The organism is Halomonas sp. DP4Y7-1 (genome assembly GCF_019800705.1).
In the GTDB taxonomy this organism is placed as follows: domain Bacteria; phylum Pseudomonadota; class Gammaproteobacteria; order Pseudomonadales; family Halomonadaceae; genus Halomonas; species Halomonas litopenaei_A.
Genome location: NZ_JAHVKS010000008.1, coordinates 14,094 through 37,656, shown reverse-complemented (window position 1 = coordinate 37,656; position 23,563 = coordinate 14,094). Strand labels below are relative to the sequence as shown.

Annotated in this window: 19 protein-coding genes; 8 read left to right on the top strand and 11 right to left on the bottom strand. The window is 62.9% G+C overall.

Translation table 11 applies throughout. The annotated features are described in order from the left end of the window. Positions 1–2: 2 nt before the first annotated feature. On the bottom strand, positions 3–1,586 hold the full coding sequence (locus KUV72_RS14960) for a peptide MFS transporter (RefSeq protein WP_222162471.1): 1,584 nt from the start codon (positions 1,584–1,586) through the stop codon (positions 3–5). 325 nt (positions 1,587–1,911) lie between these two features. Between KUV72_RS14960 and KUV72_RS14955 the strand changes: the two genes are divergently transcribed. The 6 genes from KUV72_RS14955 to KUV72_RS14930 all read left to right on the top strand — a co-directional run bounded on the left by KUV72_RS14955 (position 1,912) and on the right by KUV72_RS14930 (position 9,722). After that, positions 1,912–3,126: a CaiB/BaiF CoA transferase family protein gene (locus KUV72_RS14955; protein ID WP_222238947.1), complete on the top strand. Its 1,215-nt coding sequence runs from the start codon at positions 1,912–1,914 to the stop codon at positions 3,124–3,126. 303 nt (positions 3,127–3,429) lie between these two features. After that, on the top strand, positions 3,430–4,416 hold the full coding sequence (locus KUV72_RS14950; protein ID WP_206943879.1) for a Bug family tripartite tricarboxylate transporter substrate binding protein: 987 nt from the start codon (positions 3,430–3,432) through the stop codon (positions 4,414–4,416). Continuing rightward, the gene (locus KUV72_RS14945; RefSeq protein WP_206943881.1) at positions 4,413–4,898 is read left to right on the top strand and encodes a tripartite tricarboxylate transporter TctB family protein; all 486 of its coding nucleotides are present in this window, start codon (positions 4,413–4,415) and stop codon (positions 4,896–4,898) included. Before KUV72_RS14950 ends, KUV72_RS14945 begins: the two co-directional genes overlap by 4 nt. Before the next feature lies 1 nt (position 4,899). Next, positions 4,900–6,396, top strand: a complete 1,497-nt coding sequence (locus tag KUV72_RS14940; RefSeq protein WP_222238946.1) for a tripartite tricarboxylate transporter permease — start codon at positions 4,900–4,902, stop codon at positions 6,394–6,396. 123 nt (positions 6,397–6,519) lie between these two features. After that, complete coding sequence (locus KUV72_RS14935) at positions 6,520–7,857, top strand: deoxyguanosinetriphosphate triphosphohydrolase (protein WP_222238945.1); 1,338 nt, start codon at positions 6,520–6,522, stop codon at positions 7,855–7,857. Positions 7,858–8,006: 149 nt separating this feature from the next. Continuing rightward, complete coding sequence (locus KUV72_RS14930) at positions 8,007–9,722, top strand: BCCT family transporter (protein WP_222238944.1); 1,716 nt, start codon at positions 8,007–8,009, stop codon at positions 9,720–9,722. Between the two features lie 38 nt (positions 9,723–9,760). Here the strand turns inward: KUV72_RS14930 and KUV72_RS14925 are convergent, their stop codons facing one another. Then, positions 9,761–10,540 carry a RimK family alpha-L-glutamate ligase gene (locus KUV72_RS14925; RefSeq protein WP_222162475.1) on the bottom strand — a complete coding sequence of 260 codons (780 nt, stop codon included), beginning with the start codon at positions 10,538–10,540 and terminating at the stop codon, positions 9,761–9,763. A gap of 97 nt (positions 10,541–10,637) precedes the next feature. On the opposite strand from KUV72_RS14925, the gene KUV72_RS14920 reads away from it, so the two are divergent. Beyond that, positions 10,638–11,462 carry a ribonuclease T2 family protein gene (locus KUV72_RS14920; RefSeq protein WP_222238943.1) on the top strand — a complete coding sequence of 275 codons (825 nt, stop codon included), beginning with the start codon at positions 10,638–10,640 and terminating at the stop codon, positions 11,460–11,462. Between the two features lie 11 nt (positions 11,463–11,473). Here the strand turns inward: KUV72_RS14920 and KUV72_RS14915 are convergent, their stop codons facing one another. Next, entirely contained in the window at positions 11,474–12,391 is a 918-nt protein-coding gene (locus tag KUV72_RS14915; RefSeq protein WP_206943893.1) for a nuclease-related domain-containing protein, read from the bottom strand. A gap of 142 nt (positions 12,392–12,533) precedes the next feature. On the opposite strand from KUV72_RS14915, the gene KUV72_RS14910 reads away from it, so the two are divergent. Further along, positions 12,534–13,403 (top strand): NAD-dependent protein deacetylase, encoded by an 870-nt coding sequence (locus KUV72_RS14910; protein WP_222238942.1) that lies wholly within the window; start codon positions 12,534–12,536, stop codon positions 13,401–13,403. Positions 13,404–13,566: 163 nt separating this feature from the next. Here KUV72_RS14910 and KUV72_RS14905 read toward each other — a convergent pair whose 3' ends face one another. The 8 genes from KUV72_RS14905 to KUV72_RS14870 form a co-directional block, all read right to left on the bottom strand. Continuing rightward, positions 13,567–13,941: a translation initiation factor Sui1 gene (locus KUV72_RS14905; RefSeq protein ID WP_222238941.1), complete on the bottom strand. Its 375-nt coding sequence runs from the start codon at positions 13,939–13,941 to the stop codon at positions 13,567–13,569. Between the two features lie 8 nt (positions 13,942–13,949). Beyond that, on the bottom strand, positions 13,950–14,798 hold the full coding sequence (panC, locus tag KUV72_RS14900) for a pantoate--beta-alanine ligase (RefSeq protein WP_222238940.1): 849 nt from the start codon (positions 14,796–14,798) through the stop codon (positions 13,950–13,952). Between the two features lie 9 nt (positions 14,799–14,807). Beyond that, complete coding sequence (gene panB, locus KUV72_RS14895) at positions 14,808–15,599, bottom strand: 3-methyl-2-oxobutanoate hydroxymethyltransferase (RefSeq protein ID WP_206943900.1); 792 nt, start codon at positions 15,597–15,599, stop codon at positions 14,808–14,810. A gap of 221 nt (positions 15,600–15,820) precedes the next feature. Further along, a complete protein-coding gene (folK, locus tag KUV72_RS14890; protein WP_261317518.1) occupies positions 15,821–16,339 on the bottom strand; it encodes a 2-amino-4-hydroxy-6-hydroxymethyldihydropteridine diphosphokinase in 519 nt (172 codons plus the stop codon). 5 nt (positions 16,340–16,344) lie between these two features. Continuing rightward, positions 16,345–17,748, bottom strand: coding sequence for a polynucleotide adenylyltransferase PcnB (pcnB, locus tag KUV72_RS14885; RefSeq protein ID WP_206943904.1), 1,404 nt, complete (start codon positions 17,746–17,748; stop codon positions 16,345–16,347). Between the two features lie 1,167 nt (positions 17,749–18,915). Then, the gene (locus KUV72_RS14880; protein WP_222238938.1) at positions 18,916–20,313 is read right to left on the bottom strand and encodes a sigma-54-dependent transcriptional regulator; all 1,398 of its coding nucleotides are present in this window, start codon (positions 20,311–20,313) and stop codon (positions 18,916–18,918) included. Beyond that, positions 20,291–23,284: an ATP-binding protein gene (locus KUV72_RS14875; protein ID WP_222238937.1), complete on the bottom strand. Its 2,994-nt coding sequence runs from the start codon at positions 23,282–23,284 to the stop codon at positions 20,291–20,293. Before KUV72_RS14875 ends, KUV72_RS14880 begins: the two co-directional genes overlap by 23 nt. After that, complete coding sequence (locus KUV72_RS14870; protein ID WP_206943910.1) at positions 23,274–23,450, bottom strand: hypothetical protein; 177 nt, start codon at positions 23,448–23,450, stop codon at positions 23,274–23,276. Before KUV72_RS14870 ends, KUV72_RS14875 begins: the two co-directional genes overlap by 11 nt. Positions 23,451–23,563: the final 113 nt, after the last annotated feature.

The window sequence follows — 23,563 nt, the reverse complement described above, 5'->3', positions numbered from 1 at the left end:
GCTCAGACTCCTGTTTTGACGATAGCTTCAGCGTCCGCGCGATGCGCGGACGCCGGATCGATGAGGCGGTGGTGCTTCAGCATGCGCTTGAACACGGGTACGAGCAACAGCAGCACGGCGGCGAAGATGACCAGGGCGATGGCCGAACGTCCGAACAGCTCGGGCAGCTGCTGGATTTCTTCAGCATTGACGTGGCCGCCGATCAGTCCTGCCACCAGGTTGCCCAGCGCGGCGCCGGTGAACCACAGCCCCATCAGCTGGCCTTGGGTGCGTTGGGGAGAGAGCCCTGACATGGTCGACAGCCCCACCGGTGACAGGCACAGCTCGCCCAGGGTCAACAGCAGCATGCTGCCGACGATCCACAGGGGAGAGACCAGCCCAGGTCCACTGAGTACCTGCTGTGCAGCCAGCACCATCAGGCCGAAGCCCATGGCCGCCAGCAGCAATCCCAGGACGAACTTCATGGGGCTGCCGGGTTCAAGGTGACGGCGGCCGAGGGCCGGCCACAGCCAGCCGAACACCGGGCCCAGCAGCACGATGAAGACCGGGTTGAGGGACTGGAACCACAGGGTGGGGATGTCCCAGCCCAGCACATTGCGGTCGGTGTAGTTAGCGGCGAACAGGTTGTAAGAGGTGGGCTGCTGCTCGAAGGCCGCCCAGAAGAAGGCTGCGGCCACGATCAGCACGAAGCAGATGGTCACACGGATGCGCTCGTCACGGTTAAGGCCGGAGAACAGCATCAGGTATGCAAAGAACCCTACCGCAGCCACGATCAGGACGCTGGTCATGGCTTCTGCCACGGCGCGGGCATCGATGCTGATCACCCCAGTGGCGACCAGCGCGACCAGGGCGGCGAGGGCGGCCAGACACAGGCTGACGATGGCGCCCACATGCCGGCGTCGCTGGGCCGGAGCGTCCCAGGTGGAGGCCCGGCCACGCTCGGCATCGGCACGCTGCATGGCCGGCACCGCCCACAGGCGAAACAGCAGCAGGGCAATCAGCATGCCGACGCCCCCCATGGCAAAGCCCCAGTGCCAGCCCATGGAGTCCATCAGCAATCCGGTGAACAGCGGGGCAAACAGGCTGCCGATGTTGATGCCCATGTAGAAGATGGCAAAGCCTCCATCCCGGCGCACATCGCTCTCGTCATAAAGGCTGCCGACCATCACCGAGATGCAGGTCTTGAACAGGCCGGTCCCCAGCACGATGAAGATCAGCCCGACAAAGAAGGCAACCGCGCCGAACAGGGCGGACAGGGCGATGGACAGGTGGCCGAAGGCGATCAGGATGGAGCCGTACCATACGGCACGGCGCTGGCCGAGCCAGTTGTCCGCCAGCCAGCCGCCGGGCAGCGCGGCAAGATAGATGGCGCCACCATAGATGCCCACGATGGCGGCGGCGGTCTTGGCGTCGAAGCCTAGACCACCGTCAAACAGGGAGGCGGCGATGAACAGTACCAGCATCGGCCGGATGCCGTAGAACGAAAATCGCTCCCACATCTCGGTGAAAAACAGCGGGCCAAGGGCGCGTGGATGCCCAAAGAACCCCTTGTCGGCGTGGGAGCCGGGTGAGTGGGTGGATTGCATGAGACCAGACCTTTTCGGGGTGGGAAGGCGTGCTTACGCCTCTACTTCAAGCGCCTCGAGTCGAGAGGGCATTCGGGAAGATTGCGAGCAATAGACACAATAATGTGCCGATAGTCGTAAGAAATTGCTGTGGATCAGCATAAAGGCAGCGAATTTTAGGGAAATCGTCCTTCGAGGGAAATACCCCAGGCGGTCTGACTGGCGGCGTACCCCCTGTCATCTCAGCGAAAAGGCGTATGTCCAACATGCGGGGTCAGCCTCTATATTGTCGAAATGTCGATGTTTCTCGGCAGAGCCCCTTCGCTGAACGGACAGGATGAGCGTCATGGAAGCACCCGTGCAGGACAGTACGCGATTGTCAGGGAGCCTGGCTGGCATCAGGGTCATCGACCTGACACGCGTGATTTCCGGCCCTTTTGCCAGCCAGATGCTGGGGGATCACGGGGCAGAGGTGATCAAGGTGGAAACACCGGGCGAAGGTGATGTGGTGCGCCAGCAGGGCAACATGGTCAACGGCTTCAGCGCCTACTTTGCCCAGTTCAACCGCAACAAGCGTTCCATCACCCTCAATCTGCGCACCCCCGAGGGTCGTCAGGTGCTGGAACGCCTGCTCGAGGATGCCGATGTCCTGGTGGAGAACTTTCGGCCGGGGGTGCTGGCGAAGATGGGGCTCGATGATGACACCCTGAGGACGCGTTTTCCTCGGCTGGTGGTCGGCCGTATCAATGGATTTGGTTCCACCGGTCCCTACCGTGACCGGCCCGCCTATGACTTTGTGGCCCAGGCCATGAGTGGCTTCATGGGCGTCAATGGTGCCGAGGGCGGCGAGCCAATGCGAGCGGCGCCCCCCATCAGTGACATGGTCGCCAGTCTCAACCTGGCCTTCGGTGTCAGCGCCGCACTGGTAAGGCGTGAGCGAACCGGGCAAGGGGAGATTCTGGAAACGGCGCTGACCAATGGCCTGGTGGCAATGCTGGGGTATCTGGCGGCGGAGTTCTTTGCCACGGGCAAGGTCCCGACGCGGACCGGCAATGATCACCCGATGCTCTACCCCTACGGACTGTTCGAGGCTGCCGATGGCGAGGTGGCCATCGCCCCCAGCAGTGAAGTGATGGTGCGCAGGCTGCTGGAAGCCCTGGGACAGCATGCGCTGCTCGAGCAGCCCCGCTTTGCCGACAATCGCCAGCGCATGGCCAATCGCGACGCCCTTCGGGAGATACTCAATGGTGTCACGCGACAGCGCAGCGTGGCCGAGTGGATTGATCATCTCAATGCTGCGGGAGTGCCCTGCGGTCGCGTTCAAGATCTTCGCGAGACCTTCTCCGACCCTCAGATTCTGGATCAGCAGATGCGCCTGGAGCTGGATCAGGGCGAGGCGGGAACGATCGCGACGACCGGCTTCCCGATCAAGATGCGTGAGGCCCCGGCCGCGCTGCAGCGCCCGGCCCCTAAACTGGGCGAGCATACTGCCGAGGTGCTGGCGGAGCTGGGTTTTGACGAAACACAGTGCGAAGACCTGCGTCGTCGGGGCGTTGTCTAGTCTGGCGACGGAGCTGCCTATGCTCGGAGCCGTCGGCATGCTCGGAGCCGTCGACAGGCGAGCGCGAAAAGGAAAGGCGCGATAGGAAAAACGCGAAAGGACACGCGCAAGTCAACACGTTGCCGTGTAGAAGATGCCGACCCGCTCGGTAGCAGTCATCCGCAACAGCTGTCCAGGTGATGGGAGGACAGCGGCGACCCAGGCACCTGTCGCTTCACCGCAAGCAACGCTGACACCGGTGGCGGTGGCCACCACAACACGACATACCCCAATAATCAACAAACGCTGCAAGGAGCCCTGCTCATGCCATTCTCGCTCAAGCCTCGTATTGGACTGCCGCTGCTCGCGCTGGGTCTTGGTCTGTCCTCGACCGTCAACGCCGTGCCCATCGATGAGTGCATTGCCCCGGCAGACCCCGGCGGTGGCTGGGACTTTACCTGTCGTAGTGTCGGCAAGTTGCTGACCGACCTCGAACTGACGGACGGCACGGTGCAAGTCACCAACATGCCGGGCGGTGTCGGTGCAGTGGCCTTTTCGAATGTGGCGGCCAAGCGCGCCGATGACAGTGATTTGATGGTGGCGACCAGCACGGTGGGCATGACCCAGATTGCCCAGGGCCGCTATCCCGGCGGTGCCGAGACCATGCGCTGGCTGGCGATGCTGGGTACCGATGTCGGGGTCATCCTGGTCGATGACGAAAGCGAATACGAAAGCCTCGAACAACTGCTCGAGGCCATCGTGGCGGACCCCTCTTCTGTGGCGGTAGCCGGCTCCAGCGGTGCGGGTGGATGGGACCACATCCGGGCCTTGATGCTGGCCAAGGCAGCGGGGCTGCCTGGGGACCAGGTAGGCGCCCTGCGTTGGGTGCAGTTCGATGGTGGCGGACCCGCGGTGACCCAGATGATGGGCAACCATGTGGATGTGGTGTCGACAGACCTGGGCGAAGTGGCAGGTTTCATCGAATCGGGTGACGTGCGTGTGCTGGGGGTGCTGTCAGAAGATCCGCTGCCGGCGCCCTTCGACCAGCTGCCCACCGCCGTCAGCCAGGGTTACGACGTGACCGGCTACAACTGGCGCGGTTTCTACACCGGTGGCGACGTCTCTGACGACGACTATGCCAGCATGGTAGAGGACCTCGAAACCCTGTACGCCAGCGACCAATGGAAAGAGGTTGCTGCCCAGAATGGCCTGGTTCCGCTGTGGCGCGGTGGCGATGAGTTTTCCTCCTTCGTGGTCGAGTCCATCGAGCGGGTCGAGGCGATCTCTCGGGAGATCGGGGTTATTCAATGAGTCACACCGATGACCTCGAGCTGAATCATGATCGCCGGCCGGCACCGGTCGGTGATCGTATCGCGGGGGCGGTGTTGCTGCTGCTGGCGCTGGGCGCCTGGTGGCATTCGCACAGCTTCGTCACTGGCTTCATGCAGCCGGTAGGGCCGGGGGCTTTCCCCCGGCTGGTCAGTCTGCCGCTAGGCGTATTGTCGGCGTACCTGCTGTTTCGGCCGGGCTTTAACGAGCGCTGGCCGGATCGTGCTGGGCTTGCACGTCAGCTGGCAGTGCTGCTGTTGCTGGCTGCCTATGCGGGCGTGCTGGAAGCGCTGGGCTTCCTGCCCGCCACGCTGGTCGGTGCCGTCCTGCTGACGCGGCTGTTTGGTGCCCGTTGGCAGCAGGCCATGGTGGCCGGGACCGGACTGGCGGTGGGGCTCTATGTGCTGTTCGAGTTTGGCCTCGGCATGCCGTTGCCCAACGTACCCTGGTGGGGAGCTGCCTGACATGGATACCTTAGCGTTTCTTGCCCAGGGCTTCGCGGTCGCGACTCAGCCGGAATTTCTGCTGCTGGCGCTGATCGGTTGTGCGGTGGGCACCCTGATCGGCGCCTTGCCGGGACTCGGGCCGGTCAACGGCGTGGCCCTGATGATCCCGCTGGCGTTCAACTTTGGATTGGAGCCCACGGCGGCCCTGATCCTGTTGGTCAGCGTCTACTACGGCTGCATGTACGGGGGGCGTATCAGCTCCATCGTGCTCAATATTCCCGGTGACGAGCCGGCCATGATGACGACCCTCGACGGCTACCCCATGGCGCTGAAAGGCCGCGGTGGTGAGGCCCTGGGGCTGTCGGCGGTGGCGTCCTTCGTGGGGGCAACCATCGCCACCATCGGCTTGACCCTGTTCGCCCCGCTGCTGGTCGATCTGGCCATCAAGTTTGGGCCAGCGGAATACTTCGCGCTGTTCCTGCTGGCGTTTGCCACCATCGGCGGCGTGACCAGCGGTAGCTTCACCAAGAGTTTCATTGCTGCGTGCCTGGGACTGTTGCTGGGCACCGTGGGCATCGATCCGGTGTCCAGCGTCGCCAGATATACCTTTGGTACCTTCGAACTGTATGACGGCATCGATTTCATCGTAGCGCTGGTCGGCCTGTTTGCGATCTCCGAGTGTCTGGTGTTTCTGGAAAAACGCCACGATGCCGACAAGCCTCACGTCCAGCTGGGTTCGGCCTGGCCGGGCATGACGTCGTCGCTGTCCTGCAAGGGCAGCATTGGACGCGGCTCGCTGATCGGCTTCGTGTCGGGGGTGTTGCCCGGAGCCGGTGCCTCCTTGGGTAGCTTTCTCTCCTATATGCTGGAAAAGCGCTGGCTGGGGGCGAAAGGCGATTTCGGCAACGGCGACCCTCGCGGCGTCGCTGCACCGGAAGCCGGCAACAATGCCGCTGCCGGTGGTGCATTGATTCCGATGCTGTCGCTGGGGATTCCTGGAAGTGGCACCACGGCGATTCTGCTGGCGCTGCTGCTGTCGATGAACATCACCCCGGGGCCGCTGCTGTTCGCGCAGCAGCCGGAGATGGTATGGGGGCTGGTGGCGGCGCTGTTTATCGGCAACATCATGCTGCTGATCCTCAATGTGCCGCTGGTCGGACTGTTTGCTCGTGTGCTGCAGGCGCCCAGCTGGCTGCTGATGCCGATGGTGGTGCTGATCGCCTTCGTGGGCGTCTATTCGCTCAACAATAGTCCCTTCGATCTGTACATGATGCTGGCGTTCGGGGTGCTCGGCTATGTCCTGCGCAAGCTGGAGATACCGACCGTGCCGGTGGTGCTGGGCCTGCTGCTGGGCGGTCAGATGGAGTTCAACCTGCGGCGTGCCATGTCGATCAGCGGTGGCGACTGGAGCATCCTGGTGAACAGCGGGATTTCCATCGGCATCTATGTCTTCGCGGTGACGTTGATCATCGCCGGGGCTGTCTACGCCATGTTACTCCGGCGCCGCCTGACGTAAGCCAGGAAGGCGCCAGGGCTGATGAGCGGCAGTATGCCCTGGGAAATTGGCTGAGCCCTCAGTGAGCGTGGCCTTGATGAGGGTGCTGGTGTCAGAATGGCGGTTCACAAGGAGGGAGCCGCCATGAAAACCATGAACTGGGAACGCCTGCTGGATCCGGTCCGATTGCACGATCCACGTGGCAGCACCCACGATGAAGTGGGGCGCAGTCCCTTTCACAAGGACCATGACCGGATTGTCTTTGCGGGTTCCTTCCGTCGCCTGGGGCGCAAGACCCAGGTGCACCCGTTGACCGACAATGATCATATCCACACCCGCCTGACGCATTCGCTGGAGGTCGGCTGTGTAGGCCGCTCGCTGGGCATGAGCGTGGGCGAGCTGCTGCGTGATCGCCTGCCTGCTTGGATCACCCCAGCGGATCTCGGCGTCATCATCCAGGCGGCGTGCCTGGGCCATGACATCGGCAACCCGCCCTTCGGTCACGCCGGCGAGTATGCCATCCGTGACTGGTTCAAGTGTGCCGAGAACAATGGCAGCGGCTTGCTCGACGGGCTGACGCCGCTGGAGCGTGAAGACCTGCTGACCTACGAAGGCAATGCTCAGGGCTTTCGCATAGTGACCCAGATCGAATACAACCAGTTTCGTGGCGGCATGCGCCTCACCGCGGCGACCCTGGGCACACTGTTGAAGTATCCATGGACAGTGACCCACGGTGGCCAGGCCGGCAAGTTCGGCTGCTATCAGAGCGAGCTTCCCGCGCTGGCACAGGTGGCGGAGCACCTGGGCCTGATCCCCCAGGGCGAGCATCGCTGGTGCCGTCATCCCCTGGCCTGGCTGGTAGAGGCGGCAGACGACATCTGCTACGCCTTGCTGGATCTCGAGGACGGGGTGGAGATGGACATCCTGGACTTTGACGAGGTGGCGGAAATTCTCACCCAGATTGCCGGGGGAGAGCCAGCGGACTATGCCGAGATGTGTCGCAATGGCGTGTCTCAGCGACGCCGTATCGCGGCGCTACGGGGGGCGGCCATGGAGCGGGCCGTCACCGATGTTGGCAAGGTCTTCGTCGAACACGAGCAGGAACTGCTGTCAGGCACGCTGCAGCAAGACCTGTTGGAGCTGTGCCACCCGGACCTTGACTGGGGGGTGAAGCTGGCCAAGCAGCTGGCGCGCAAGCGGATTTTCCAGAACACGCGCAAGGCCAAGCTGGAAATCGGCGCCTACACGACGTTGGGCATCCTGCTGGAGGCCTTTATCGGTGCGGCGCATGAGCTGCATCACACCGGGCATTCGAGCTTCAAGCATCAGCGGGTACTGGCGTTGATCGGCGAGAATACGCCGCTGCCGTCCTGGTCCTTGTATGACAGCTACCGTCGTATGCTGGACTTTATCGGCGGCATGACCGATCACTACGCGGTAGACCTGGCCCAGGAGATGGGCGGCAAGCTGCGCGGGGATTAGGCAGACTTGCGCAGCGGCTTGCTGTCGGTGCAGGGCACAGCGCCGTTGACGCAAGCGCAGGTAGCGTGGGCCACTTGAAGTATCGGCACGGTGGCGCCACGCGGTTTTCTCGTATACTGAGGGGGAAAAACATAACAAGGGATTGATTTGTGAAAACGCAGACGCCCCCCCACAGCGATCATGGCTTTGATGTGATCGACAAACCGACCTTCTTCGGTTCGCTGTTTCTTCTTCTTGCCGTCACTGTGCCCCTGGTGATCTTCCCTGAGCAGGGCGCCACCTGGGTGCTGGCGGCCAAGAACTTCATCACCAATGAACTTGGCGTGCTCTATCTGGCGCTCGGGCTGGGCGCGAGCGGCTTCATGCTGTTTATCGTGTTCAGCGATATTGGGCAGATCAAGCTCGGGGACCCTGAAGAACAACCCGAGTTTTCGACAATATCCTGGGCCGCGATGCTGTTCTGTGCAGGGATCGGAGCCTCGATCCTGTACTGGTCGATGATCGAGTGGATCTACTACTACCAGGCGCCACCGTTTCACGCCGAGCCTCTGTCGCCAGATGCCGCTCGGTGGGCGGCGGCCTACGGCATTTTTCACTGGGGTCCGGTGGCGTGGTCAATCTATCTGATTCCGGCCATCCCGATTGCCTACTTCTACTATGTGCGCAATCACAGCGTGCTCAAGATCAGCGAGGCCCTGATGCCCGTATTGGGCGAGAGTCGCGCCCATCGCTGGCCAGGCAAACTGATCGATGTGCTGTTCGTGTTTGGCATGCTCGGCGGCGGGGCCACCACGCTGGGCTTGGCGGCCCCGCTGATCAATGAAGGGCTGTATGAGCTGTTTGGTGTACCCAAGACCCTGGCCGCGCGAATCTTCGTACTGATGCTGTGCACCGCGATCTTTGGCTACAGCGCCTTTGTGGGGCTCAAGAAGGGGATCAAGGTGCTCTCCGACATCAACTTCTGGTTGGCCACCGGGCTGCTGGTCTTCGTCTTCGTCGTGGGGCCCACCGAGTTCATGGCCAGCACCGGATTGGACGCCTTGGGGCGGGTTCTCAGCAACCTGGTGCACATGGGCACCTGGACCGAGCCCTTTGCGCGATTCGAGAATTTCCAGTCCACTCACTTCCCCCAGGACTGGACCATCTTCTACTGGGCCTGGTGGCTGGTGTTTGCGCCCAGCGTGGGGCTGTTCATTGCGCGCATCTCGCGTGGGCGTACCATTCGCTCCATGGTGGCGGGATCGATCTTCTTCGGCTCCCTTGGCTGTGCCCTGTTCTTTATCGTGCTCGGCAACTATGGCCTCTACCTGCACCTCTCCGGCACCCTGGACCTGGTCACCATCCTCAACGAAGAGAGCGCCACGGCGGCCATCTTCGCCACCCTGTCGACCCTGCCGCTGAGCTATCTGGTGATTTTCGCCTTCACCTTGCTGGCCCTGATCTTCACGGCCACCACCTTCGACTCCATTTCCTACATCCTGGCAGCAGTGGTGCAGAAGGAGGTCGATGAAGAGCCGATGCGATGGAATCGACTGTTCTGGGCCTTCGCGCTGTCGTTCATGCCGGCGGTACTGATGTTCATCGGAGGCCTGGAGACCCTGCAGACAGCATCCGTCGTGGGTGGGGTGCCGTTGCTGCTGGTGGCGCTGCTGCTGTGTATCTCGACGGTGCGAGCGGCGCACTACGACCTGCGCTATCAGCCTGACTATACCGACAAGGAAATCTATATCGAGGAGTTCCCAGAGGATGACCCCTGGACCGAGGAAGGCACCTGGGAGCTTCCGGAAGGTGAACATCATGGCGTCAGCCATGATGATCGTCCCCATGTGGAGGGTGACCCCGGCAGTCATCCTTCTCGCCTCTAGTGGACGCGGCGCGGCGGCCCTTGTTGCGAGGGTCGTCGTCAGGCTGCCTGCGGCAGTGAGGGGGCGCCCAGATGCTCGAGAATGGCGGTTGGGACGGTGGTTTCAGGCGCGTCGATGCCCTGATTTCCGAACAGTCTGTTGAATTCGAGTACCATGGGGCGCCCCTCGACCATGGCAATGTCGAAGCCCGCGTGGTCGATGCCCAGCCGTGACGACAGGCGCTTTACCAGCGCTAGCGCCGCATCGGGCACTGGGTCGTGGCGGATTTCTCCACCTCGCGCCACATTGGTGCGAAAGTCATCCAGCGGACTCTGGCGCCAGTAGGCGGCCAGGATACGCTTCCCCACCACCACGATACGCAGGTCTCGGTCGATCGGCAGATAGCGTTGGGCGTAGAGCAGGTTCTCACTGGACAGATAGTCGATCAGCGCTTGCCGAGAGCGAATCAGGCTCACACCCTGCCCCATGGCACTGCGCACCCGCTTGGCCACAAAGGGGTAGCCAAAGCGTGCCTCCACGTCGTGTATCGCCTGGGAATTGACGCCCAGGATGGCAGTGTCTGGCGTCGCTTCCGGACAGCAGGCGCGGAAAGCGCGCGTCTGCTCTATCTTGTCATGGCCCAGGTGATAGGTTGCCAGGCTAGGGAAGACTCGTTGGCCAAGGCCATAGGCCAGGGCGTTGATCTGCCAGTACTCGGGGAACAGCAGGGCGTCAGCTTCCGCCAATTCCTGGCGGTGCTCGTCCATGTGGTCAGGCTTGATATAGCGCGCCTGCGAGATCCCCAGGCTCCGTAACGGATCAAAGGTGATCAGCTTCATGAAACAGTTATCCAGAAAGACAACAGAGTGGAAATATCGAGGGCGCGCACCTTGCCAACTGTGGCGCGCCTTTGCAAGTCGCCTGCGGGGAGCTCGGATGACCTACGCGACCGTGGTGGCCGGCAAGCCAGGTCAGCGCTGGGCTCTGTCCCTGTCCCTGGCCTTGGCCCTGTTGGGGAGCGCGGTCGAGGCCCACGACGCGGAGGAGCAGCGCGCAGCGCTACTGGATCTGGAGCAACCGCATTTTGACCACTATGTCCTGGCCTTGACCTGGCATCCCGGCTTTTGCGGCAGCCGTCGTCAGCCGCCGCGGGAATGTCGTGACCCCGCGCTGCTGGCGGGTACCGATGAGGGCTTTGTCTTGCACGGGCTATGGCCGTCTCGCCCAGATCGCTGGATCGCCAAGGGACTGAGTGCGCAGGAATGGCAGCGGCAAGGGTGTTTCATCGAGCGTCCGAGACCGGCGGGAGACTTCTGTCAGGCGGGCCCCGCGATTTCACTGTCCGACAGTGCCCTGGAGCAGGAGCTGACGGCCGCCATGCCTGGTAGTGCCAGCTGTCTGGATCGCTACGAATACGCCAAGCACGGGGCCTGCATGGGGATGACGGATGACCAGTACTTTGATGGCTCGCTGGCCCTGGTGGAGATCGTCAACGACAGTGCGCTGGGAGCATTCGTGCGAGCACAGCGAGGACGTACCGTGGCACGCCGCGATCTGATCGCCGCCTTCGAGGAAAGCTTTGGTCGGGGGAGCGGCCGTGCACTGGCGCTGGTGTGTGGTGGGCCAGGCAATCGCCTGCTGACGGAAATACGCGTCGGCATCGAGGCCGAGCACGTCGACGACTTCCCTGCCCGGCACAGCCTCGCGTCGGTGGCCTTCGGGCGTTGCCCGGCCCGCATCGAGCTGCGCCGCAACAGCTAGCGTTGCTCCGGTTAGACAGAGGGGCCTTCCAGATGGCTCAGCTCTCGCGTCAGGGCACGTTTCTGAAGGGCATCGATCACGCGGTCGTGGAGGACGGGGTCCATGGCCGTGTTAGCGGGGCGGGCGTCGGTCAGATGGGCTGCCAGGCCTTCGCCGCTGACGACCTGGAGGTCATCTGCGCTCACTTCACGCTCAATCTTCCAGCCTGGCAGCGCCAGGATCCCCTGTACCGGCACGGGCTGTCCCAGCTCACGGCACAGCCAGGATGCCACCCAGCGCGTGGCTTGCCGAGCCTTGCGCTGCGGACGGCGCTCTAGCCAGCCGGGGAAGCGCAGGCGCTCGTGCTCTACCACGACGGTATCCTGAACGTCGCCCGATGGACTGATACCCGGCGTACGTGCCCGCGTCTCGACCACGAAGACGCCGTAGGGAGTGATCGCGATATGGTCGATCAGAAAGGTGTCGGCCGGCACATCATGGAAGACGAAAAAGGGGTGAGCTTCAGGCCGGATAAGGCGTTCCAGTTCCTGCCCGACCGCCAGCTCACACGCCAGACCGAGCTTGATCCGGCGAATGCGTTGATAGTCACGCATCAAACGGAAACTGAATACGATGGCAAGCAGGGTGCACAGCACGCCGTAGAAGGCCCATTCCAGCCAGTTCTGGTGGCGTGAAAACAGCATGCGGCCCATGCCGTAGACGAGCGGAGTCAGCACCAGCACCGGCCCCAGGGCCGCATTCAAGAATAGACTGGCGAAGGCTCTGTCGAGGCGATCGCGCAGCAGCTGCCCTGGCTCTCGCAGGGGGTGTGCATCAAACGGGGAATGCACGCGCGGATCGTGCAAGCTGCGCAGTGCCACCACCACCGTCGCGGCGGCCGCCAGTGGAAACAGAAAGAACAGTGGCAGCAGGTAATCCAGCCAGGCCATCGGCACTCCTTGCCCGTAGCAGAATGTTGTCCATTGTAGACAATGAAGGGGCATCCGGGCCATGCGACCCTTGGACATGTAAACTGGTGGCGCCGGATAGCCAGGCAGATCCGGCCTTTGTTGTCTCTGATGAGGAGCCATCATGCCGGACGCTATCCGCTCGACATTGCTGCCAGCAGCTTTATCATCCAGCGCCCTGGTCGACTTCTGTCACCGTCATCGGCGCATTGCCGTGCTCAGTGGTGCGGGTATCAGCACGCCCAGCGGGATCCCCGACTATCGCGATGCCAAGGGGGACTGGAAACGCTCCCCGCCGATCGATCATCGTGACTTCATGGCCCACCATGGCGCAAGGCAGCGGTACTGGGCGCGGGCGTTGATCGGCTTTCGCGTGCTCAACGACGCCAAGCCTAACCTCGCCCATCGTGCCCTGGCCGAACTGGAGCGGCTCGGCAAGGTGTCCGGCATCATTACCCAGAACGTCGATGGCCTGCATCAGCGCAGTGGCTCCCGGCGTGTGATCGACCTGCATGGCCGCGCCGATCAGGTAGTCTGCATGCAGTGTGGTGCCCGCCAGATGCGGCATGCACTGCATACTGAGCTGGCGCGCCGCAACCCTGACTGGACCTTCGACTACTCCGGGATCGCAGCCGCCCCTGACGGAGATGCGGATCTGGAAGCCGACTTTTCACGCTTCGATGTGCCTGCCTGTGGGCGCTGCGGTGACGGTATCTGGAAGCCAGACGTCGTGTTCTTCGGTGACAATGTGCCTGCGGCTGTTGTGGCTGACGCCCGTGCCCTGCTCGATGACAGCGACGCCTTGCTGGTGGTGGGGTCGTCGCTGATGGTGTTTTCTGGTTTTCGCTTCGTGCGCGAGAGCGTCAAGGCCGGAAAGCCCGTCGCCTGCATCAACCTGGGCAAGACCCGTGCCGATGACCTGTTTACCCTGAAGCTTGATGGGGCCGTCGATCAGGTATTGCCGGCATTGGCAAGCCAGCTGGGTTCTGGCTAGCCGCGGTCTGGTTGTCAGGGCTGTGGTCATCAGGGCTTAGGCTATCAGGACTTAGGCTATCAGGGCTGTCGCCAGCAGCGCGGTGTATCGTCAGAGGGGCGCCTAGGCTGCCACCTCTTTCTGCCTCTGCTCGCGGCGACCTCTCGCCGCGCGCCAGGGGCCCTTAGCCACCGGCCAGCTTGACCTTGAAGCCTTTTTTCTCGAGGGCTTCCTTCAGCACCTGACGATGATCGCCCTGGATCTCGATGATGCCATCCTTCAGGGCGCCCCCGGTACCGCAGCGCTTCTTCAGCTCCTTGGCCAGTGCCTTCAGTTCCTTTTCGGCCAGTGGCACACCGCTGATGGTGGTGACGCCCTTGCCCTTGCGACCGCTGGTTTCCCGGCGGATGCGCACGATCCCGTCCAGCTCTTCAAGGCGTGCCTGGTCAGCGATCTCATCACAGCGGCAAGCCTCCTTGGGCGCTCGACACTGGGGACAGATATCACCGTGCTCGGTGGAATAGACGAGCGATCCAAGTTGGTCCTTGAGCGATGGCATATGGACTCCTAGCGCGGCAGTGTCACAAACAGGTTGTCGATCAAGCGTGTGGCGCCGAGCCGAGCGGCCACCAGGAGAACGGCCTCGCGGGTATCGGCAGCCACGTGACCCAGATCACGACGGCGTAGCTCCAGATAGTCGGGCCTGAAACCCAGTGACTCAAGGCGAGTCTTGCCGTGTTGCAGGGTGCGAGCGACGTCTTCGCCCTGCTGCAGCGCCTGTTTCAGCTGCACCAGAGTGCCCTGCAGCTCAGCCGCGGTGGCGTGCTCGGCAGCGCTGAGATAACCATTTCGCGAAGACATCGCGAGGCCTGAGGCCTCGCGTACGGTGGGGACGGCAACAATCTCGATGGGCAGGTGGAGATCGCTAACCATGCGCTGGATCACCGCGAGCTGCTGATAATCCTTTTCGCCGAAGCAGGCGACATCGGGCTGGACGATGTGAAACAGCATGCTGACCACGGTCGATACGCCGTCGAAGTGCCCAGGGCGGGAACCTCCGCACAGACCTTCGCTGACCCCGGGTACGCGAACCAGCGTCTGGCCTTCGAGTCCCTCGGGATACATGATCGCCGGCGTCGGGGTGAACACCATATCGCAGCCCGCCGCTTCCAGCTTGGCCAGATCGGCTTCCATGGTGCGCGGGTAGTTTTCCAGGTCCTCACTCGGGCCGAACTGCAGCGGGTTGACGAAGATCGAGGCGACGACCAGGTCACAGCGCTCTCGCGCTGCCTCGACCAGGGCCAGGTGGCCTTGATGCAGGTTGCCCATGGTCGGTACCAGGCCGATTCTGGCTCCGGCCAAGCGATGAGGTCGCAGCGCCTCGCGCAGGTCCGCGATGGCGGGGTGGACGTGCATGCTACTCTCCTAGAAACAGTGCTCTGCAGCGGGGAATTCGCGGCTGAGCACCGCTTCGTGGTAGCGCCGGAAGGCACCCTCGATATCTTCAGCCTCGGCCAGGAAGTTCTTGACGAAGCGCGGCGTGCGCCCGTGAGTGACCCCGAGGATATCGTGCATCACCAGGATCTGGCCGTCGGTGTCTGGGCCCGCGCCTATACCGATAACCGGGACCTCCAGGGCCTCGCTGACCGCGCGGCCCAGGCTGGCAGGCACGCATTCGAGCAGAATGACGGAAGCGCCAGCGTCGACCAACAGACGCGCGTCTTCCAGAATACGGGTGGCGGCTTCTGCTTCGCGGCCTTGAACCTTGTACCCGCCCAGTTGGTGCACGGTTTGCGGAGTGAGGCCGAGATGGGCGCATACCGGCACGCCACGTCGGGTCAGCTCGCGGATATCGTCCGCCATCCAACCCTCGCCCTCGACCTTGACCAGCTCTGCACCGGCGCGCATCAGCGCGGCGGCATTGTCGAGCAGGCGCTCGCGGCTCGGATTGCCCATGAACGGCAGGTCGACCATCAGCAGGCTGTCACCCTTGCCGCGTGCGACGCAGCGAGTGTGGTAGAGGATGTCGTCCATGGTGACAGGCAGGGTACTGTCGTGTCCCTGCAGTACCATGCCCAGGGAATCCCCGACCAGCAGCACGTCGATACCGGCGCGGCCGGCGCTGGCGGCGAAGGACGCATCGTAGGCGGTCAGGCAGCTGAAGGGTTCACCGGCGCGCTTGCGAGCCTTCAGCGAGCTCAGGGTGACAGAAGTCATGGCGTGTTCTCGTGTTGGCAACAGGGCGTGCATCGTGGCCGCCCCTGAGTGATTACCGCGGATTGTTACCGATGGGTGAATCTGTGTCGATAGGTAACATTGACCAAGCGGGGAAGAGTCTTCAACTGTGTCTTTGTGAACCGACTTCAACTGTGTCTTTGTGAACCGACTTCAACTGTCTCTTAGTGAACCGGCTTCACCTGTGTCTCGGTAAATCGGCGTCAACCGTCTACCGGGGAAGCTGTCAGCAGTTGCAGGTCGCCGCGGTGCAGGGCCTCCTCCATCTGCTGAGCAAGGCTGTCGAGGGTCCGCCCATCTGCCAAGGGCAGCGCGGGATCGAGTTCGGCCAGCGGCAGGACGACAAAGGCACGGTGGGCGAGCTCTGGATGGGGCAATGTCAGCCGCGGGAGGGCAAGCGTGATGTTCGCCATCCACAAGAGATCCAGGTCCAGCGTGCGAGGACCCCAGTGGCGCTCTCTTCTGCGTCGATGGCGCTGTTCCAGCGCTTGCAGTTGATCCAGCAGTGCCAGCGGCGACAGCGCGGTCTCAAGCGTAGCAACGGCGTTGACGAAATCCGGCTGATCCTGGGGACCGACAGGCCGGCTGGCGTACAGGCGCGAGGCCGCCACGCGCCGGGTAAGCGGCAGGCCGTCGAGTTCAGCCAGTGCTGTCTCAACCTGCCAGCGCGGGTTTTCCAGGTTGCTGCCGAGGCCGATATGAGCGATGTAGCGTGCTGCCATCGGGCTCATTCATCCGAAGAAGGCGGGGTGCTGCGCGGCTTGCGACGGCGACGTCTGCGCTTGCGCGGTGCTGCGGTGCCAGCAGGGTCGGCTCCCACCTTGCCAAGCAGCCGGCGTTGTTCGTGCTCGTCGGCTTCCTGGAAGGCCGTCCACCAGTCACCCAGGCCCGGTGCGATCTCACCCGCGGCCTCGCGCAGCAGCAGGAAGTCGTAGGCCGCACGGAAGCGTGGGTGGTCGCGGGTCTGAAAGGCACGCTTGCCGCGACGCATGGGCAGCCGTTGCTGCAGATCCCAGATGTCTCGCATGGGCATGCTGAAGCGCTTGGGCAGGGACACATGCTGAAGCTCGCGGCTGATGACTTGCTGGGCAGCGGCCTGCAAGGCGGGCACAGGCGGCATGCCTTCGGCTTCAAGGTCCCGCTGGCGGCAGTATACCGGCCCCCACATAAAGGCAGCGAGCAGGAAGGCGGGCGTGACGGGACGATCATCGCGAATGCGGCGATCGGTACTTTCCAGTGCCTGTTCGATCAGCGCCTCAGCCCAAGGCAGCTCTTCCATGCACTCATCGGCCTCGGGGAACAGCATGGCGAACAGGCCGTAATCTCGAAGTAGCCGGAAGGTAGCGAGCCCCTCTCCTGAGAGGAACAGCTTCAAGATCTCGTCGAACAGGCGCGCGGGCGGAATCTGCAGCAACAGCGGTGCCATCTCGGCGATGGGCGCTTCGGTGTCCGGCGCGATATCGAAGTCGAGCTTTGCCGCGAAGCGAATGGCGCGCAGCATGCGCACCGGATCTTCACGGTAGCGTGTTTCGGGGTCGCCAATCAGGCGCAGCGTGCGCGAGGCGATGTCATCGACGCCGCCGGCAAAGTCATGCAGCGTGAAGTCGGCAATGTTGTAGTACAGCGCGTTCACAGTGAAGTCGCGGCGCAGGGCGTCTTCCTCGATATTGCCCCACACATTGTCGCGCAACAGCAGACCATCATCGGATTGTGAGGCGAGGTGGTCGCCATGGTCATCACGCGGCTTGCCACGGAACGTGGTGACTTCGATGACCTCACGGCCAAAGCGCACATGCACGATGCGAAAGCGGCGTCCGATGATGCGTGAGTTGCGAAACAGCTGCTTCACCTGCTCGGGAGTGGCATCGGTGGCGACGTCGAAGTCCTTGGGGTCGATGCCCAACAAGGAGTCACGCAGACAGCCACCTACCAGGTAGGCTTCATAGCCTGCGTTGTGCAACCGGTACAGTACCTTGAGGGAGGCTTCGCTGAACTGGCGACGGGACACGGGGTGTTCGTCACGAGTGAGTACGCGTGGCATCGGCGGTCCTGCGACGGCTTCCTGAGCTCCAAACAGGGACTTCAAGTGTTCTCCTGGGCTCTGCAGAAAGCGGGTAAATCCTTTGATCATGCGGCGATATGGACTCGCGGGGGTCTGAAAGGTGTTGAGTGTAGCGGACGCTTTCTGCCTTGCAAAGCGCGGTCGCCTCAACGTCATGAGTCAGCCATGAGGGGCTGGCGCCGAAGTGGGCTGCCCTGCAGGCATGACGGTGGTGATTGCCGGATAGCAGAAGGGGAGGCCAAGGGCCTCCCCATCAAAGCAGGATGCAGCGTCCGTGCTGCTGATTCTTCTTCGTGATGGCGCATCGCCTTGAATACGCACCACAGTCACCAAGGAGGTTCAGGCAAGCAATGATATTGTTGTTATTGGCGCTCCTGACGGCGACCGCCTCGTATTCAAAACAATAATCCAACCACGACGGCATATGATGCCTCCCCTCGGCTTATTGTCATTGTTGCCGAGAGTGCGCTCTGACGACCTTGTTGCTTTTGTTGGTCGGTCGTCTGTGGCGCGTCGCGTCCTGGTACTCCGGGCTTCGTCGTATTGTTGTTGTTCGACGAATGTGCGCTGCGCTGGTCCCGTGTTGTTCTTGTTGTGGGGCCGCGTCGCCTAGTGCCCAATCCGCCTGCTTCATCATGAAGCGTTGTTGTTGTTAGGGCGGCGGATCTGATCGTGTTCTGACAGATTGTTGTTGTTGGCTGTCCACGATCGCCGGAATTTGTTGTTCTTGCCCAGACTTACTGCAGTTGTCGTGCCTACTTTGATTTTTTTCTTTTTAAACAGCGGCTTGTCTCTTTGTAGTTGGTTCGAGGCAAGCCGCCGGGTTGTTTGTGTTACCTCGGGCTACCCATTTTGGCGCACTCTTTTGGGTTGGATGGTAACAACCGGTGCATCAAGAGGTAGCTGGCGTGCAGGGCCTACAATGCCTGTATTGATCGCTACAGACACTTGCACCATGGTCGAATGAACCAAAGCAGGGGGCACGACAGAAGATCAGCGACATGCTGGCAGTGGGGAGTCTGGCGTCGATGAAAGCCCATTAGGCGCGGCATCGCGCGCCGGGTAGAGAGCGTCGGGCGCCAGGAAGAGGGAGGCGCAGCATCGGGCGCCAAGTAGAGAACGGCGCGGCGTCGGGCGCCAGGAAGAGAACGGCGCGGCATCGGGCGCCAAGAAGAGAACGCCACGGCGTTGCCTCCAGCGCTGAAGCACGACGTCACCTGGAGTGTACGCTGGTAATCACTGGCGTCGAGCAGGACGCTTTCGAGGTATACCGAGCCGTTGACGCCTTTCCCACAGGCATTTGCGAGAGATGCCCAGCTTGTTGGCGAGCTCGGTCTCGTTCATCTGGTCCTGGTGCTCCAGCACAAAGTGCTGAAAGTAATTTTCCAGCGACAGGTCGTCGGCGTCACCCTGGGCGTCGCTGCGCGCGACGTCATGCTCCGCCAGGTTGGCCGCCGTCGGCAGGGGATCGGCAAGCGAGCGGGGTGTGACGGGCATGGCAAGGCCCAGATCATCTGGGTGGATCAGCTGGCCCTCGGCCAAGATGACCCCTCTTTCCAGGGCGTTTTCCAGTTCCCTGACATTGCCTGGCCAGGGGTAGTCCGCGATATCCCGGCGTGCGGCACGCGATAATCTCAGCTCCTCCCTCGCATGACGCTTGCAGGTCTTCGCCAGCAGAGCATCGGCGATCTCGAGGATATCGTCCTCGCGCTCCCTCAGCGGAGGAAGGTCGATCTGCATCACATTGAGGCGGTAGTACAGGTCGAGCCGGAAGTCACCGCTTCGCGACAGCGCCCGCAGGTCGCGATGGGTCGCTGCGACAAGCCGCACGTCCACGTGCCGGGTCTCCACCGAACCGATGCGGCGAATCTCTCCTTCTTGCAGCACCCTGAGCAGGCGCGCCTGGGCATCCAGGGGCAGCTCGCCAATCTCGTCCAGAAACAGGGTGCCGCCATGGGCGGCTTCAACCAGGCCGGTGCGGGCTGCGCTGGCGCCGGTAAAGGCCCCTTTTTCGTGGCCAAACAGCTCCGACTCGATCAGCGTTTCAGGAATCGCTGCGCAGTTGACGCAGATGAGCGGCGCGTTGGCACGCCGGCTTTGCTGATGCAGTGCCCGAGCGACCAATTCCTTGCCGGTCCCGGATTCGCCCAGGATCAGTACCGTGACATCCGCTGGTGCGGTCTTGCGGATACGGGTGTAGACCGTCTGCATGGCAGGGCAGTTGCCGATCATGGTGCGCCGCTGGCCCGCCTCGTCGGCAACCGCGGGCGGGCTGCTGCGCTGGCTGGACTGGCGGTGGAGGATGCGGGCAACGGTTTCCAGCAGCTCATCATGATCGAACGGCTTGGCCACGTAGTCGACAGCGCCTTGTTTCAGGGCCTCCACGGCGGAGCGCATGCTGGCGTAGCTGGTCATGATCAGCACCGGGCATGGCGAGGCCAGGGCAATCAGCTCGGTGCCGGGGGCTCCAGGCAGTCGCAGGTCGCTGATGATCAGGTCATAGGCCTGCAAGTCGCGCTGCTGGGCCTGTTCGACCGAGTCGGACTCCTCTACGTGGTGGTCATGTCGCTCCAGCAGGCGATGCAGCGCGGAGCGGATGATGGCTTCGTCTTCAACGATCAGGATTCGGCTCATGGGGTGCGGCGTCCTGGGCGGATCGATGGACAACGGGTGAACACAACCATACCTGAATTCGGGTCCCTCTGGCCTGCCCCGGCAGAGGCGATATGACCTCTACCTTGCCGTCATGTTCGGCGACGATGCTGACGACCAGCGCAAGCCCCAGGCCGGTTCCCTGGCCGGGAGGCTTGGTGGTGGCGAACGGTTCGAACAGTCGTTCGCGGATCTTCGGGTTGATCCCTGGTCCGGCGTCGGTCACGCTCAGCCACGGACCTTCTTCACCCTGGCCTGCATCGATGAAGATGCTGTCGGTGGTGGGGCAGGCATCGCAGGCATTGGTGAGCAGGTTGACCAATACCTGTAACAGGCGTTGCTGGTCGCCATACACCTCGACGTGCGGGGCGCAACGATTGGCGTGCGCCAGGGTGGCGTCGGGGCGGGACAGGCGAAGCAGGTGCAGCGCCTGGTCGGCCAGCTCTCTGGCTGACACCGTAGTGAATGCGTTGCCGCCGACATGTCTGCCGCCGTGGGCAAACCCCACCAGCGAGCCGACGATTCGCGAGACGCGTTCGGTCAGCACCTGGATCTGCTGGGCCGTCTCCAGCACGTGAGGGTCTGAGGTGTCGTAGCGCAAATTCTGAGCCAGTGAGGAAATTCCGGTGATCGGATTGCCGATCTCGTGGGCGACCCCCGTGGACATCTGCCCGATGGACGCCAGGCGGGCGGCATGGATCAGCTCGTTTTCCAGCCATTTCATCTCGCTGTGGTCTTCTACCAGAATGACGGTGCCACCGGCGCTATCCGCGGGAGCCTCGGTATCCAGACGGGCCCGAAGCAGGCTGATGTAGCGTTCGCCCTGGGGCAGCGTCATGGCGTGGTGATAGACCCGTTCGCGCTGTCCTGCCAGCACGTCCCCAAGCAGCGTGTTCCAGGGTGTCGGCAGGGCTGCCCGGTGCGCCCCGATCACCTCTTCTCCTGCAATGCCGGTGAGCTCGCTGAGGGCGTCGTTCCACATCAGGATCTCGTCATCGTCGCCGAAGGCGCACAGACCAACCGGAAGTCGGGCCAGCATGTGGCGGTGATGACGACGCAGCTCGTCCAGCTCACGGGCCATGCCGGTAAGGCGCGACCGGTAGGCCTCCAGCCGGTGTTCGACGAAGTGGATATCCTCCCGGGCCGGGGGGCCATCATGGCGGTAGGGAAGGTAGTGATCGACGATATCCTGGGCAATCGATGGCCCCATCAGTCCCGAGAGGTTGGCCTGGATCCGCTCGCGCAGTCGTCTCAGGGCGTAGGGCCTGGCGTCATTGGCCGACAGCCGCAGGCTGGCCAGGGCCTGGTTGACCTCGCGCTCGGCGACGTCTTCACCCAGGGCGCTGGCCAGGCGCTTCTTGGCGTCATCACCATCGGCGATGGACAGCGGCAGCCGCTTGTGGCGAATGACCGCATCGACCGAGCAGGCTTCGGCAGCGGCACGCTCCTGTGGGGACGTGGACGAGGCCAGGGACACCAGAATCAGGCTCAGGGCATTGAGCCCCAGCGAGGACAGCGATACCTGATACCAATCGGGGAGAGGGGCAAGGCTGTCGCTACCCAGTAGACTCAGCAGTAGGTCAAGCGGTGCCAGCAAGGGGGGCAGCGGGGTAATCAAGGGCAGCCATAGCCCCAGGCACCACACCAGGGTACCCAGCCCGAGCCCCGTCATCACACCCTTGCGGTTGGCTCCCGGCCAGTACAGCAGCGCCAGCAGACCAGGCAGGCATTGGGCCATGCCAATCACCGAGACCAGGCCCAGACGTGTCAGTTCGGTGGAAGCATCGACCGCCTGAGAGAAGCCCCACCCTGCGAGAATCACGGTGGCAATCAGGGCGCGTCTTAACCATCGCAGGCGACGGTAGAGATCGGGCTGTTCCACCGGGGGGTGGGCGATCAAGGCCAGATGGTTGAGCATCATTCCGGCCAGGGCCAGTGCGGTGAGAATCAGCGTGCCGCAGGTAGCGGCCAGCAATGCAATGAACGCTATCGCCAGCACGCTCGGTGATGTGGACAGTGCGAAGATGGCGTAGGTGGCGGTCTGAGCGCTATCGGCGACTCCCAGCCGCTGTGCGCCCCACAGGATCAGTGGCACCGGCAGGGCCAGCAGCAGTAGCAGCAGTGGCACTCCCCAGCCTGCCGCCAGCAGAGTGCGGCGACTCAGCGGCCGAGCGAAGCTGATATGGAACATGTGGGGCATCAACAGGGCGGAGCCAAAGAACAGCAGCAGCAGGGTTCGCCACTGGGCAGCATCCAGCTGGTGCGCCTGCTGCAGGTCGGCAGCCGGGCCTGATAGCCACTGTTCCAGCTCCCCTGGACCGGAAAAAATGGCATACAGCGCATAGGCCCCGAGCGCGAGGAAGGCGGCCAGCTTGATCAGCGATTCGACCGCCATGGCAGCGGTGAGACCATCGTATCTGCGGTGCGCGTGGGTGTGACGGGCACCGAAAAGAATCGCGAACAGCGTGATAATCGCGCAAAAGCACAGTGAGAGTAGCCAGGCGGGGGCCGCTGCGGTGACATGCTGGATGGCTTGTCCCATGGCCTGCGCCTGCATGGCCACCAACGGCATGGCGGCGGTCAGGCTTAATAGCGTGACGCTGGTACCGACCCAGCGTGAGCGAAAGCGAAAGGCAAACAGGTCGGCCAGGGACGACAACTGATGGGTGCGTGCCAGGCGCTGCAGCGGGACCAGCAGCACAGGGGCGAGCAGAAAGCTGCCGGCGGCCCCAAGCGAATATGCCAGATAGCCGTAGCCCCACTGCCAGGCGACACCGATGCTTCCCGCCAAGGCCCAGGCATTGGCGTAGACCCCCAGGGCGAGAATGCCGACGAGGGGGCTTCGACTCCAGCCGGCGGGAACCCAGTGGCGTTCTACTGCGGTAGCGACGGCAAATAGCACCACCAGATAGCCGAGACCCAGTAGCGTGACGGCGGCAGCTTCAGCGTTCATCCAGGGCCCGTTTCTGCTCCAGCCACAGGGTCAAGGCGATCAGCACACCCCAGATGAGAAACGGGCGGTACCAGGCACTGCCCTGTTGGCCCCAGCCGGTCATTAGCAAAGGGGACAGCAAATAGCCACAAAACACCAGCAACAGCATGACGCGATAGACGTACACGTTAGTCTCTCCGTCCCGGCAATGGGCGATGCGCTGCACGGATCAGGCCCATGGCGCCGAGCCCTGAACCCTGAGCACTCTCCTCTGAGCACTCGCCTTCAGGTCCAGGGTGT